Origin of the sequence: Undibacterium sp. TJN19 (assembly GCF_049339485.1) — a bacterium.
Lineage (GTDB): Bacteria > Pseudomonadota > Gammaproteobacteria > Burkholderiales > Burkholderiaceae_D > Undibacterium.
Window position 1 is genome coordinate 39,281 of the sequence record NZ_JBMPPL010000009.1, and the last position, 13,895, is coordinate 53,175.

11 protein-coding genes and 3 pseudogenes are annotated in these 13,895 nt (G+C 49.9%); 2 read left to right on the plus strand and 12 right to left on the minus strand.

The features are described from left to right. Nucleotides 1-177: 177 nt before the first annotated feature. The 12 genes and pseudogenes from ACO0LH_RS21170 to ACO0LH_RS21225 all read right to left on the minus strand — a co-directional run bounded on the left by ACO0LH_RS21170 (nucleotide 178) and on the right by ACO0LH_RS21225 (nucleotide 11,548). Nucleotides 178-444, minus strand: a complete 267-nt coding sequence (locus ACO0LH_RS21170) for a hypothetical protein (protein ID WP_422943294.1) — start codon at nucleotides 442-444, stop codon at nucleotides 178-180. Nucleotides 445-518: 74 nt separating this feature from the next. Beyond that, nucleotides 519-632: pseudogene (locus tag ACO0LH_RS21175) on the minus strand (winged helix-turn-helix transcriptional regulator); the annotation flags it as partial. Nucleotides 633-748: 116 nt separating this feature from the next. After that, nucleotides 749-1,808, minus strand: a pseudogene (locus ACO0LH_RS21180) (IS3 family transposase); the annotation flags it as partial. A gap of 305 nt (nucleotides 1,809-2,113) precedes the next feature. After that, entirely contained in the window at nucleotides 2,114-2,788 is a 675-nt protein-coding gene (locus ACO0LH_RS21185; protein WP_422943123.1) for a hypothetical protein, read from the minus strand. A 380-nt stretch (nucleotides 2,789-3,168) separates the two neighbouring features. Next, entirely contained in the window at nucleotides 3,169-4,116 is a 948-nt protein-coding gene (locus tag ACO0LH_RS21190) for a response regulator transcription factor (RefSeq protein WP_422943124.1), read from the minus strand. Next, complete coding sequence (locus ACO0LH_RS21195) at nucleotides 4,116-4,916, minus strand: alpha/beta fold hydrolase (RefSeq protein ID WP_422943125.1); 801 nt, start codon at nucleotides 4,914-4,916, stop codon at nucleotides 4,116-4,118. Before ACO0LH_RS21195 ends, ACO0LH_RS21190 begins: the two co-directional genes overlap by 1 nt. Nucleotides 4,917-5,687: 771 nt before the next feature. Beyond that, nucleotides 5,688-6,841: pseudogene (locus ACO0LH_RS21200) on the minus strand (serine hydrolase domain-containing protein). Between the two features lie 185 nt (nucleotides 6,842-7,026). Beyond that, the gene (locus ACO0LH_RS21205; RefSeq protein ID WP_422943126.1) at nucleotides 7,027-7,416 is read right to left on the minus strand and encodes a DUF4405 domain-containing protein; all 390 of its coding nucleotides are present in this window, start codon (nucleotides 7,414-7,416) and stop codon (nucleotides 7,027-7,029) included. Nucleotides 7,417-7,555: 139 nt separating this feature from the next. Then, a complete protein-coding gene (locus tag ACO0LH_RS21210) occupies nucleotides 7,556-8,371 on the minus strand; it encodes an FAD:protein FMN transferase (protein ID WP_422943127.1) in 816 nt (271 codons plus the stop codon). 29 nt (nucleotides 8,372-8,400) lie between these two features. Continuing rightward, nucleotides 8,401-8,943 carry an FMN-binding protein gene (locus ACO0LH_RS21215; RefSeq protein WP_422943128.1) on the minus strand — a complete coding sequence of 181 codons (543 nt, stop codon included), beginning with the start codon at nucleotides 8,941-8,943 and terminating at the stop codon, nucleotides 8,401-8,403. 39 nt (nucleotides 8,944-8,982) lie between these two features. After that, a complete protein-coding gene (locus ACO0LH_RS21220; RefSeq protein ID WP_422943129.1) occupies nucleotides 8,983-10,314 on the minus strand; it encodes a porin in 1,332 nt (443 codons plus the stop codon). Nucleotides 10,315-10,357: 43 nt separating this feature from the next. Then, complete coding sequence (locus ACO0LH_RS21225; protein ID WP_422943130.1) at nucleotides 10,358-11,548, minus strand: cytochrome-c peroxidase; 1,191 nt, start codon at nucleotides 11,546-11,548, stop codon at nucleotides 10,358-10,360. Between the two features lie 551 nt (nucleotides 11,549-12,099). Here ACO0LH_RS21225 and ACO0LH_RS21230 point away from each other — a divergent pair. Then, a complete protein-coding gene (locus tag ACO0LH_RS21230) occupies nucleotides 12,100-12,843 on the plus strand; it encodes an acid phosphatase (protein ID WP_422943131.1) in 744 nt (247 codons plus the stop codon). A 326-nt stretch (nucleotides 12,844-13,169) separates the two neighbouring features. Next, nucleotides 13,170-13,895 carry a substrate-binding periplasmic protein gene (locus ACO0LH_RS21235; RefSeq protein ID WP_422943132.1) on the plus strand — a complete coding sequence of 242 codons (726 nt, stop codon included), beginning with the start codon at nucleotides 13,170-13,172 and terminating at the stop codon, nucleotides 13,893-13,895.

The following is a 13,895-nucleotide window of genomic DNA, read 5'->3' on the forward strand; positions in this document are numbered from 1 at the left end:
GTTAAATAATTAATTCTTCTTTTTGTTGTTACTGCGTGTTACAAGAACATATTTGCCTTGACACCCTTGACAATGGTGGAGATGGGCGACCCATTGTTTTCAAATTGTTCCGCACAATACGCTACCTGTATGCCTGCGCGTTTGCATACACCTGACCATCAACCGCGACCGCAACGATTACCGCGCGAAATGGCTGGAATTGAGTTGGATGGCTTTTGGTGCCAAGGGCTTGGTCGCCATCACCTTTTTGGTTTGGTTTGTGCGTTTGCTAGCTGAATTGACCGTGTCAGTTTGATCCACCTTCCACTTCCTGGCGAAGGCTACCACCCGGTCATGCGACCCTTCAAATCCCAGTTCTTTCAGATCGAGATGGAGCTGCTTTAAGCTTCGTCGCTGCTTGCGATTTTTACCCGCTTCGGTTTTAAGCCAGCTTGAAAGCTGCAATGCATATTTGTCGATGGGACTGGTTGTTTGTCGCTCCGCATAGGCTGGCTCTGTGACTTCAGAGCGCAGATAGCGTCGCGCAGATAGCGCCGGACAGTGTTGCGAGAGATGCCAATTCGTCTGGTGATCTCCCGTAATGGAATCTGGTCACGAATGTGCCAGCGTCGAATAATACCTAGTAATGCCACGTCAATCACTCCTGCTCCCTGCTCATTAAGATAAGTAGGATTGTGTGCTAAACGTGGGTCACAATAGATGCAAATTATCCAGCAAAGTGGAGGTGCGGCGTAAAACTTGGACTGGTTTATGCCGTAAATCCGAGGCTTTTTCGGTATTCGAGGGGACTGAGTGAGCCAAGGGATATTTTAATGCGTTTTTCGTTATACTAGCGAATGTAGGAATCAACTACTTGAACGAATCAGCTTTGCGTTGTGTATCATTGAGAGCCACCCAGGCCAGCGATAGTGGGCGCCACGATCAGAGTGAACGATAGGTCGGTCTCCGCCGTTTTCTACCGTTTCAATGGCAGCATCTAACATCGTATTCACCAGATCTGCATCTGGACGTGTACCGATAGATCAGCTGATCACCAAGCCATCAAAGCAATCGATTATTGGCGATAAATACACTTTCCCAGCCGGAATCTGGAACTCCGTGATGTCGGTAAGCCATTTCTCATTTGGGGTGGCAGCCTGGAAGTCCCGATTGATGAGATTCTCCGGCGCTGGGCTGATTTCGCCCAGATAGGATCCATACCGACGCCTTCTGTTAGCGGTGACGACCAGACATTCCTGCTTCATCAAACGTTGTACGACTTTCTCCGAGATAAATATCTGGCGCCTGCCAAGTGCAGCACGCATCCATCGATAACCGTAGCAACGATGATTGCACTCGAACACTTCGGTGATGGCGAGACGCACATCAGCATACTTGTCAGCGCCTCGGAGTCGGATTCGATGATAAAAGTAGGAGCTGCGCGCGAGATCAAGTTCGACCAGAAGTTCTGACAGCGAATAGGTTTGCTTCAGGGCATCAACCAGCAGCGTCTTCTCCCGGTTGCTCAGGATCTGCAGATCGACGCCCAGGCTTTTTTTTAACAGTTCATTGGCCTTCTTCAAGAGTTGGTGTTCTAGCTGTAATCGCCGGATGTCCCGCTGAAGCGACTCGACTTGCCGCTGCAGCTCTGTTTGCTCAGGAACTGGCTTTGAATCGTTCTGGTGTCTCATTGATGGGGCTGCCTCACGACCGAGTAATTGATTCTTCCAGTTATACAACGTCGGCCTGCATACTGCTAGTTTTTGAGCAATTGCTTGTGCACTTGTCTTCCTGGTACACAGATCAATGACTGCCGCATTCTTGAATTCCGTGCTTCAAACACTTGATCCGAATAAATTTATTTACGAAGGCGTGAAGCCGGTCCAAAGCGTCCTCTAGCTTGTACTTCTCGATAGCTTTGCGAATGTGCTCGGTTACGACCTCAAAATCGCGTTCATCGGCAATGGCCGTAAAAGCATCCAGCTCGGCTACTAGCTAATCACTGAGTAGCCGCTGGGAAATCTTCCGGCAGTCGTCGATCAGCACGCCATCGCTGAGCTAACAGTTTTCTTCGCTATCGTACGAAATTAGACCCTAACGCGGTGGGCAGATGGAAACGAGTTCGTTAGGCTGCTTACGGATTAGGGTAGCTTTGGGAGTCTACCCGACAATAGGCCTCTCGTATCGTATTAAGATCCTCCAATGTTGGACCTTCGATGGATGACCCCTGAAACATCACACTATTTCTCGTTGAAACTGGGTGGCCATATGCCATGAGCACATGCCCCATTTCGTGAGTCGTAGTTATTTTCAGCCAATAATCCAAGTATATTGTTTGCGAAAGGGTGCTAAATTTTTGCAAATTCAGGTTTATTGTTGCCTTCTTTTTATAGTTACCATCGAATACAACACTAGTAGAACCGAAAGAGTCCGCGGTTGGCGTACTACCAAATCTCACTACGATGTCCGCGTCAGGCGTTGACACGAGAATAATAGCTCCAATTCCATTCCCGGCACTCGACCAATTGTTGGCGCTATAAAGAATTGCGTTCCGGTAGATAGATCTATTGTTTCCAATATCCACACCTGGGGCATTGCTTAGGTCGACATACAACGTAATCGGGAAGCGCTTCCAGCGGCTGATAAGAATTTCATTCTTATAATTGGGAGTGTTCCCGCAGGAGCCATATATGGTCACGTCTGATGGGATGACTTGACTTGATTTTTCTGAATTGCTGCCGCCCCCGCATGAAGCGAGAGCGCCCAGTAAAAAAACAAAGGAACAAATTCGTAAAGTTGAATGTTTCATGTTAGTAGCAATCTAAAAAATATTGATGTACTGAATAACCCAGGAAGCAGGCCCGGACAGGATGCGGCTTCAAGTCGTTCGGCTTGTGTTGATTCATTTTCTCGTTCTCGGCGTATTTCTTCCGTGAGTTAAGGTTTGAATCGGAGCTGGGACGACAATATTCGTCACGGCTCGTCTCGTTGCGCCCAGCGCTACCGCGATCAGAAGCCGTCTGTCTTTCATTTTTCGCTCGTTGTACTTCATGCTGAACGTCGCTCACCAAAAGCCAGGACAGTCCTGCTTGTCGAACGCAAGTAGTGCTTTCAGTTTGACAGTTCGCCTGTATTCCCGTAAATGATGCAGATGCATCATGCGGGCGTGGCAACTATGAGCGAGGCAGGTCAGATGTGGCCAATCAAGATGGCAAGTTCTCCTTTGCCACGAACACCGAGTTTTACATAGATTTTCTGGATGAAATTGCGCGCGGTTGCGGGCGCAATTTGCATGCGCCGAGCGACTTCTTTGTAGGATAGTCCTTGACTGAACAAGCGCGCCACCATCAATTCCCTGTCGGTCAGGCGCGCCAATACCTTGTCACTCAAGGCAAAAACGAACAATAGCCCGCGCTGCTGGCGCACTTTCATGCGTATTTTTGCGCCGCCAAATGACATGACACCGACCCGACTTAAGGCAGCAAGGACCGCGGCCGGCAGTCTATGCCCGTGCCAATTTGGAAACTCCAGGCTCACTATTTCGGCGAATCGTGATGTGCAATATTCAAGCGTGCCACCAGGCGTAATCACCGCCATCGCCTTGTCACATTCCGCTGCATCCATTCCCCGCAAGCGATTCAATTCGAAGGCTTGGCGTAGATGCGGGGCTAGTAATTCGAGCAGTAATTCCTCGTCTCCCGTAAAGTGCCGCGCATTGTGCGCACGGTAGAGTGAAATGCCATCCCAATAGGCAGTTTCCGAATTTTTTGCCGCGATCACCAAGCCATTGTTGTGGTTGTAACGATTTGCGTAATCTAGCACGATCAGCTTGTCGCGCTTGGCGTATAGGCACTGGGCATTGAAATTATAAGATCTGTCGGGAAGCGAGGTCACAGATTGGAGCACGGTGTCCCTGCTACTGATCTGTTCCCAATCCAGGTGGATGCTATCTGGCTCATTGTGCATTGTCGAGGAGTGGACGGTTGCCGTGTCGGCACCGACCTCGACGGCCATCATACGGGCCGAATCGAACGCCATTACCTGCTTGGTGATGGCGAAGGCAAACTCGGGAAATTCGTCGATGGGGACGTCCCGGGTACCGCGATACAAGCGCAATAGGAAATCGTTATAATCCATTAAAGCCCGTTGGTGGATACGCAGACACCATCAATGGCGGGCAACCAATGTTGTGACGCTAGTTCGAGGTGCGGGAAGTGGCCCGACTCTACAACCTGAATATGTGCGTTTTTGAGAAGCCTGTGCAGTGACTCGGTGTCTTCTGCAAGATCCAAATAGGGATCGAATGAGCCAAATATTGCCGTCACAGGACCGGGGAACGGGCATGGCAGCGGCAAGGCGCCACGCGCGAGCAGGCTGTCGAGGACTTGTTGAAAAGTCCGAAAGTCAAATCCAGCTGGACTCGACATCAATTCGGCAAAGCGTTCGCTATGAGACTTGGCATCCGGGCTCCAATAATAGTCGGTAAATCGCGGCACCTGCAATATCGCGCCAATCAGGCTCCAAAAACAAGCCGGCGCCGGTTCGGATTCGTATGCCTGGAGCGCACTTTCCAGTATGGCGGTAGGCGCTTTTTTCATCAGAAGGCGCGCAAAACGGTGGTAACTAATAGGCAAATCGAAGGTGGGTGCCAACAGCACCATGCTGTGCAATTGTTGCGGCGCCAGCGTTGCCAAATCCAGCGCGAGGCGGCAACCGAAGGAATTGGCGAGCAGGCGAATCGGCTTTCCCAATGCGACAAAATGTCGATGCAATTCGCTAGCGGCCGCTTCCAGTACAATGTCGTAGCTGATCGCATGGGGGCCGCTAGACCGCGGCTGCTCCCACCAAGCGATATCGAGCTGCTCGTTGATCCAGGTGCGCTCGGCCACGCTCGACAGTCCCGGTCCGCCATGCAGGAAAAGTGTGGAGTTAGGCATTGAAAAAGTCTCCAAAGATCAAATTCCAATCATATTAAACTGAAATCTTCATCCGTAGCGCCAGATATTTGAGGCTGCGCCGTTGAGGATGCAGCCTACAATTTGATTTCCATCTTTCGTCCAGAAAATGCGCATGCGGTTGGCCTTGGACGTAGCACCTGACCGATAATTCTCGACACCAAGCAGCCTATCGAGTGGCGATACGTTTAAGGTCGAGACCACTGGATGACAAATTCTTGGCATGGAGTGCTCGGCAGCGCTCCCAGTTTCATAGTGCGCTGCAAGCCGATCATGCGACTTATCACGCGCCTGCTATGTGAACGCCCTATAATTGGCGCAAGGAGAACGCGAATGCAAAACCTGAAAAATTTGATTCTTGGCGACATCTTCAGAGAAGCGGCAAATCAAGCAGTGAAAGTAGCGGTTGCTGAAGCTGATGCTGCGAACTTGCCAAGAGCATATGACCCCTGATTTTTCACTGATACGCAGCGCAGTTGGCGAAAAATGCCGACTAACCACGCACAATCAGTTGTCGTAACGCAACTCTAGAAGCCGATTGAGTTCCACGCACCCCGCCAGCGCCCCACATCCTCGGGCTACTGAAGTAGCGCTTTCTCCGTCGCCGCGTTCGCGGCTGAGTTACTGAAGGGCAGGTATGTCGAGGCGACAGAACAGCACCATAGTCGATCATGCTCAATCCATATCAGCAGTGACTGCCTGCGATTTGATCCCTATCTCTTGCGGCATTAATGAGTAGCCGGCGGTGTTGCACTAATGGCGCAACACGATCTTGGCGATTTTCTCTGACATGGCGTCAGGTGCCGGATCATGGGCATCGTTATTGGCCAGCACGGCGACAAAGATCGCTTCTTTTGGAAAGCGCCACGTATCTGCGCTGTAACCGCCTATGTCGCCACCGTGTTCAATTGCATCGCTGCCAGGAAATTGGCGGATGAACCAGCCATAGCCGTAGCCGGTGTGGCCGCCGCCAACTAAAGTGTAATTGGTCGCCATCCGCCCCCAGGACTCAGCCTTCAGCAGCAAGCCGCTGGTGATCGCAGCATCCCACCGGGCAAGATCGTCGACGCTGGTACGCAAAGCGCCTGCGGCAAAAGGCCAGCGCATGCTGTAGTGCGGCACACGGACGCTACCCTTTCTGCTTTGTGTGTATCCGACCACATCCGCGGACGGCGTCGAGCTTTGTTCGATCACTGTGTTGTCCATTTGCAGAGGCTGGAAAATCTGGCGCTGCAGAAAGTCCGGGTATGTCATTCCGGATACCTGTTCGGTGATGGCGCCGAGTAAAAAATAATTCGAATTGTTGTACGAAAATCGCTGGCCGGGTTGAAACTCAGATTGTGCGTCCTTGAAAAAAGCGATGGCTTCATCGACGCCCACATCTTTGTCCATCACCGTGCCGAATGCCGGCAAGGCGGTGTAATTTCTGATGCCGGAGATATGGGTGAGCAGGTGTCCGATGGTAATGTGACGGCCATGCAAGGGAAACTCGGCAAGTACTTGCTGATTTCATCCGATACGGCGAGCTTACCCTGCTCGGCCAGCAGCATGATCGCCGCCGCTGCGAATTGCTTGGTGATGGAACCCACCCGCAACGGCAAGCCGGGATGCATGGGCAAGCCATTCTCCACGTCTGCCATCCCATACCCCTTGCGGAGCAGTGTGGTGCCGTGTCGGGTAACGATGACGCTAACGCCGGGTTCGTCCGGTTTGAAGTATTTCGTCAGCATCGCGTCAATTTCCGCCGCACGCGCATAGGGGGCAGGTGTCTCCCTAATGGCACGCGCGGCATCATCAGATTGACCCCACGCGTCAGCACTTAACAGCATCAGTGGAATCAACAGGCCCGCAAGGCACCTGCATGGAAATTTGCTCAAAACAGTCACCCGAAAATTGTCCAGTTTCATTGGGTCGTCAGCCAGCGAATCGCGGTGAGGCACGCAGCATTGTTAAGAATTGTATATTTTGCAGCATTGAAAAATAGATCCCAACGCTGGCGTGGATACCCATGTTCACACTGACACGGTCAGCCAAAAGTGGCGCCAGAGACCCGGCCGTACATCCTCGTGTTTGGCTAGCAATCGTGCCCACCCTATGCAGATTCAGAAATTGACCGCCTACCCGCCTTGATATGCCAGATCAGCAGCAATGGTAGAAGCAGACCCGATATCCAATGGGACAGCGACCAGAGGTTGCGGCTGTCCTCCGTCACCAGATAATAGAGGCCGTATCCGCTGACGCTTAACCAGACAAGTAAAGTGATCATCAACCATCCCGTCGTCAGATTGCGACGGGCGTTGATGGCACGACGAATATGGTTGTTAAGCAGGCTGCCGATAAAGAAGCAGGCAAACATGGATGTCGCACCATGCATTTGCATGGATAGATGTTCGAGTGGATGCACGGTTTCACCAAATTCTCCGTTGACCCGCAAGCAGTAATGTGCGAGCAGCCAGAGTAAACCGGTGATCATCAGGGTCATGCCTATCCCATAAATTGTTCGCCTGTGCCAGCGCTCCAGGCGGAAACTGACTGAGCGGCTGCGGGCATGCGAAAGATGATGGGGATTATGTTTCATAGGGGTGCGATGCAATGCCCGGCATGGCCGGCGGCCAAAAGACTTAGATTATAATGGCTTGAGCACCAAATTGTGCCAGGCAGGAATGTTCGGCCTCGCCACTGGCCATTACCACTTTGGTCAAGGCATCAGCCAGCATGCATGACCTGGCCGATACGGAAACGCTGGATTTTGTCAGCACGCTTTCACCAGTTTGACCATTGACCAAGGCGCCATAGCTGCCCTGCTCTGTCTGTTTCTGAGAGAAATAGCTTGCTGATGTCGCCAATGCCTGATCCTGCAAATACAAGGCATAATTCATTTCAACTGGATTGGCTGGATTGCGCAACATGATCTGTGTCGGTATATCGCCAATGACGCGCAAGTCGCCACCGGCATTGACACAGGCGTTTTTCACGCCGGCCTGTCGCAGGCTGGATATGGCCATGTCGACGGCATAGCCCTTGGCAATGCCGCCCAGTTCCAGCCAGTCTGCCGTCTGTTTATGCACTTGCCCATCTTCTGTCAGGTGAAATGCCATTTTTCCGGGTTGATAGTCGGGAAGTTTTTGCGATGATGATGGCAACATCGCCCACGCCATCAAACAGCCAGCAATACGTATATCAAATAAGCCTTCGCTGGCTACGCAGACTTCCATGGCTGCCTGTAACACCGCATAAGTATGAGCATCTACAGGAATGACACTGCCTACTGAAGAATGATTGATCTTCATCAGATCACTGTCTGACGAATGAAAACTCATCAAGTTATGAATCAATGCTATCTGCTTGAATGCATCATCGAATACAGCTGCATGGTCGCTGTCATTGTTTTCTGTATTGCCATCGATCACTTCGTCAGCAATACTGATTTCGACCATGGTGCCCAACCAGGGTTGCGCCCTGCTTTTCACTTCTTGAGCACCACTTGCGCCAGTGCTGCAATCCGGCGCACGCCATCGGTGATATGGGTGCAAGAGAGGGTAGCACCACTGATGTTGGCGATGCCCTCCCCTATACTCAAACCTGCGCCAGCAGTTTTGCCGACGAACTGCTGACGCCAGTTGGCATTACGAATTTCAAAACCATGGCTTTCGCGATAACTCAGTATTTCTATTTGCCTGATACTTGCATCAGGTAGCAAGCCTACAGCATAAGAAATCAATTCAAATTTTCCTATCACGTCGTCAAGCACGATATAACCTAACAGCTTGTCATCCTTGAATGCAGAAAAACTTCGCCATGCCGCTGACCTTGCTGGCAAGCCTCCCAATTTTTCAATCTGGTGCATCTGGTCCAGTGTCAGTTGCAAAGTAACTGGCTTGAATGTGCTGGCATCCGGGAAAATCGCCTTTTGCGCCTGTTCCACAGTCAGATATTGCGTTGCGAATGCCTGGTTGCTAACGCCCGCCAGGCTGATCAATATTAAGGGCGCAACAGCGTCAGTTCTCATAATTCAGGCATTCAGATGATAAAGATATCTGCTAAGATATCAGAAAGAGTAGCCAACGCCGAGATTTAAACGGTCACGGCTACTATCGAGCTTGAATTTCTGGTAATCAGCCTTGAATATCACACCTTCACCCACTTTCAGGCTTGCACCGACGGTAGTGACTTTTTCATCTTCGTGCGGGGCAATACCCAAGCCCAGAGGCACCAGGGAATAGCTGCGCGCAGTATTGAATATTTCATAGCGAGCGAATGGTGTGAAAGTGTATTGATCATTTTTCCTGAGCTGGTAGGCAGCCTGGCCATACCAGCCGAAGAAGGACGATGGCACCGGCGTTGGCTGGCCGATAAAGGTCAGGTTAAGCGCATCGGTATTGCTGATTGTGCCGCGCGTGTAAACGGTAGACAAGTCCCACAAGCCAGGTGTATAGCGTGCATGCAGGTCCCACAATGTTACACGTGCATCATTTGCTGCAAAATCAGTCGTTGCGTGACCAGCTTTGCCACTAAACACCGATCCACCCAGTAACAAGCCAGGGATACCGCGCCAGTTCAGGGCCGCGTGTAAGCTCAGGTCATGGGCTTTTGCAAGCTGACCTTCCTGATGGATGCTGGCCAGCGGTGAATCAGCACCTTCTGTCGAGGCCGCATCCCATTTGCTCAGGTCAAATCCGGTTGTAATGCCCAAGTCCCAGGTCAGACCGTTGTCGTGCGTTCGCGACAAACCTATACCAGCCTCACGCCAGGTCGAAGGGATAATCGATGTTTCTACGAAATTACGTTGCACACCATGATATGCAGTCGGTTCGTGATTGGTATTTATCAGGCCCACTGGCATGAGGAACAACCCCCCTTTGATGCGCATGCCGTTATTGAGCTCATGCTCAACATAGAGTTGCTCTACCTCGGACTCTCCCTTGTCACTGGCAGAGGTAACGGCATGCTCCCATTCGAATTCGGCAACCATCTTGGTTTTCGCATCAAAACGATGGCTGATACCAATCACCGCACGTGCCACGTCAGCCTGGGTGTCGGCAGTTGAATTCCGGGGGCGTGTGTAATTGATTTCACCATAGCTGCTGACAACTGTCGACTGTGCCCAAGACGCTGTGCCACTTGCGTTACCGGCAGGATTGCCATTAGTTGCCCCTGTTGCGCCGGCAGCGGCAACGGTACTGGCCAGTGCTTCCTGCTTTTGCTCAACCACTTCAGTTTTTTTGCGTGCTGCTGCCAGCTCGGCTTTAATCGACTCCAGTTCAGCAGCCAGTTTTTCTATTCTTTGCAGTAACTCTGCTTCGCCCGCATGAGCTGGTAATGCAATCGCTGCACCCAAAAAAATGACGCTCAAGGCTTGTGCCAATAATGTTTTTTTCATGATTTCCCTTTGTAGATCTATCTATGTATTTTTATGAATCTGTTTATTTATAGCCGTCAGTGAGTGTGCCAAGAAATTTGATCACATCTTCGATTTCGTCTGCGCTCAGTGCCGCTGTCATACCGCGCTTGCGGTTGTACGGTACTTCGGTCACATTCACATTGCTCCAGTATTGTGGCGGCAAATCATTGAATTTCATGACACTGCCATCCGCAGCAAGGGGGTACCATTCTTCTGGGTTCGTATCACGCCGAACATAAAAGCCGAGTGCATCGCGCAAACTGGTAAAGCGGCCATTATGAAAGAACACTTTACGTGTGGCGACGTTGCGCAAGGTAGGCACCTTAAAAGCGCCACACAAATCGGTACGGGTGTTCAGATCCAGCCTGTCAGGGCCACATAAGCCGAGATCAAAATACGCTGGATTGGCCGTTGCAGCAATGCGCATATTGCGCGGCACACCAATATTGTCGTACGTGAAATCAGTAAACAAGGGCGAAGAGCCGTCAGCCCCCTTGCTACTGATGTGGCAGGCAGCGCAATTGCCCTTTGCCGGATTATTGAACAAGGCAAAACCGCGCAATTCTGCATCATTCAATTTAAGCTTACCCGCCAGAAATTGATCATATTTGGAATCATAGGGATGAAAATCACCGTCTTCCTTTTGGTACTGTTGCAAAGCGAAGGTAATGCGATCGAAGGCGGCATCTGCATCATCAAAGATACCGGCACCAAAAATCTGCCTGAACTGTTCAGCATAGCTAGCGCGCTTGAGGTTGGCGACAACATCCGCTTTGCTGGCATTGCCCATTTCATGCGGAGCAAGAAGTGGGCGCGCCGCCTGGATGGCAAAACTGCCCGCACGACCATCACGATCAAATCCACCTGTGGGCGTGCCATCGGCAGCGAAAAAGAAATTAGGTGTCAAATTGAGATAGCGTAGTGAAGGTACCGCACGAAAGCCAGGTACGTCCAAATTCGGGCCACCCAACTGGACTGCCAGATCGTTGGTCTGCGCATGGGCGTTGTCCGGATTATGACAAGATGCACAGGCCAGTTTCCCCGATGCAGACAAGCTGGTATCACGAAATATTTTTTCACCCAGCGCTGCCTGCGCACTCAATTGAGAATCTGCGACAGGTTCTGCCGCACTACCGCTACTGCTGGCGCCACCAGAACCACCACCACACGCCGTCAATAGCAACGCGCATGCCAGAAAAGTAAATACAGACACGCTAGTTTTAAAGACAGCGTTTCGCCCAGACATCATGGGGATGTCATTTTTCCCTCGAAAAACCATTGTTTATCCTTGAAATTTGGAATCAAATTCCACTTGCAGATGTATTGGCTCACGAGCCAAAAACATGGCAATCATGTGATGAAATGATTGAAATACAAATGAGAATCATTATTATTTCATAATTATACATAGTAAGCGAGCATGTAAAGCAAAAAAATGGAAATAATATGGAGAAATTAATAAGAAAACTTCATGCCGCCATCTGAAAAATGGACAGCATGAAGAATTAAGATTCAAGTAAAAAAATAATCAAACGCAACAGTTTTTCACGATCTCCCAATGTCTTTTTAGTGTCATAAATGCGTCTTATCATGCGTGCATTATCTGGACAAATCCCCTTCAGGAAAACATTTGGCATTTTTGGTGCAGATAAATTTTTGGCCTATATCGTTACGTCTATTTGCAGCGGTTTATAGACGCAAATTCATTGCATTCGATCAATATAAGCAAGTGATTAACGTAGGCATTCACATTTCTGGAATCGTATGAAAAAATATTTTAGTGTGCTCCTGGCGGGGATATTAAGTATCAGCGCCGCCATTTCTCCATTGGCAAACGCAAAAGAAGGTCAGCCTTACATTACCTCGAAAGATTTGGATTTAAACAAATTTCTTGCCCCGCCACCGGTAATAGATTCTTTAAAAATGAAAGAAGAACTTGCTGAAGTTCTGAATCGCCAAGTGACACGTACCAACGATATGGCAGCACGGGCCCAAGCTGATGCAATAGAGAATATCTGGCGCTTCAGTGAAGTCGTCGGACCGGACTTTAAAGTGGAAAAATTGCCTAAACTAAATGCTTTTTTTATCCGGGTCTTGGCATCCGAAGGCCCCGTCACTGATCCAGCCAAAGAATTCTGGAAGCAACCTCGCCCTCACCAATACAGTGACCTGGTCAAACCTGTGGTCAATCGCTCGAAATCATTTTCTTATCCTTCCGGTCATGCTACCGCAGGGACTTTGATGGCTGTGGTTTTAGCAAACATGCTCCCCGAGAAGAAAACAGAAATCATGCAAAGAGGCGATGAATATGCGAATAACAGGCTTATCGCGGGCATCCATTTTCGCTCTGATATTGAAGCCGGAAAAATTGCAGGTACCTTGATAGCTTACAATTTGATGAGCCGCGCCGACTTCAATACAGACTTCGAGATAGCCAAAAATGAATTAAGAAGCGTTCTGGGGCTGCCTGCCATACAAACGACGATCGTGGCACGTACAGAAAAATAAAAAATAGCAGTATTTGCATTAGATCTTCATTACGGAGGGATGCAGTGCCTTGCTGACTTAATGTAAGCTTCGTCAGCTCGGCTTTATGCTTATGTTAGACACAGCCCTATGATCGATTAGCGCTCCGCCATATCAATATAAAGTCAATAATCCACGTAATTGCAGTAATCCAGCCTGCCAATGCTGACATAGTCTTTCGCAAGACATAAATGCGGTATACGGCACTTCATATTGCTTCGCCAGATAATTAGTTTACGCAACGACGCAAAACCGTCCTATGCTACGAGTAGGTAAGCACCCTGCTGTAAAAGCAAAAGGAACAGATCATGAAGCGACGTACCATTTTGCAACTGGCCAGCTTGCAAGGGCTGGTTAGTTTGAACGCCCTCGCGCAGGAAACCAGGACCCTGCAAATTTCAACCTTAATTGAAAAAGATCCTGCCACCAGCATCGCTGAAAAAATTATTGATACTGCCTATCGTAAGTTAGGCTTGAATATGTTTGTCCATTATTTGCCCGGTGAGCGTTCATTGCGCAGCGCCAACAACGGCGAAATGGATGGCGAACTCTATCGCAGGCTGGGTATGGAAAGGGATTATCCCAACCTGATCATCGTGCCTGTGCCCTTGTTGACCTATGAAATCGTCATTTTCACACATGGCACCAGCTTCATCGTCAACGGCTGGGAAAGCCTGCGCCCCTATACGATAGGTTTTGTCAAAGGCATAAAAATCATTGAAAAAAATACCCTGGGGATGAAACTGGAAACAGCGCCCACCATGCGGCAAGCGTTCCAAAAAATGATACTGGGTCGTTCTGACGTAGTGATTGCCAACCGCGCATCTGGCTTGGCCGCGTTGAACGAATTGAAACAGACAGATGTCAGTGTGCTCACGCCACCATTGGCGACGTTTCCCGTATTTCATTACCTAAATAAAAAACATGAAGCACTCATTCCCGCCCTGACGACAACGCTGCAAAAAATGCAGAAAGACAAAACGATAGAAAATATTCAAAATACCGTCATGGCAGAATGGCAACGCAATGATTGA

Bases quoted from the DNA above. Each gene is read 5' to 3' on its own strand.
- ACO0LH_RS21185 (WP_422943123.1), bottom strand. From the start codon at position 2,788: ATGAAACATTCAACTTTACGAATTTGTTCCTTTGTTTTTTTACTGGGC.
- ACO0LH_RS21190 (WP_422943124.1), bottom strand. From the start codon at position 4,116: ATGGATTATAACGATTTCCTATTGCGCTTGTATCGCGGTACCCGGGAC.
- ACO0LH_RS21195 (WP_422943125.1), bottom strand. From the start codon at position 4,916: ATGCCTAACTCCACACTTTTCCTGCATGGCGGACCGGGACTGTCGAGC.
- ACO0LH_RS21205 (WP_422943126.1), bottom strand. From the start codon at position 7,416: ATGACCCTGATGATCACCGGTTTACTCTGGCTGCTCGCACATTACTGC.
- ACO0LH_RS21210 (WP_422943127.1), bottom strand. From the start codon at position 8,371: ATGGTCGAAATCAGTATTGCTGACGAAGTGATCGATGGCAATACAGAA.
- ACO0LH_RS21215 (WP_422943128.1), bottom strand. From the start codon at position 8,943: ATGAGAACTGACGCTGTTGCGCCCTTAATATTGATCAGCCTGGCGGGC.
- ACO0LH_RS21220 (WP_422943129.1), bottom strand. From the start codon at position 10,314: ATGAAAAAAACATTATTGGCACAAGCCTTGAGCGTCATTTTTTTGGGT.
- ACO0LH_RS21230 (WP_422943131.1), top strand. From the start codon at position 12,100: ATGAAAAAATATTTTAGTGTGCTCCTGGCGGGGATATTAAGTATCAGC.
- ACO0LH_RS21235 (WP_422943132.1), top strand. From the start codon at position 13,170: ATGAAGCGACGTACCATTTTGCAACTGGCCAGCTTGCAAGGGCTGGTT.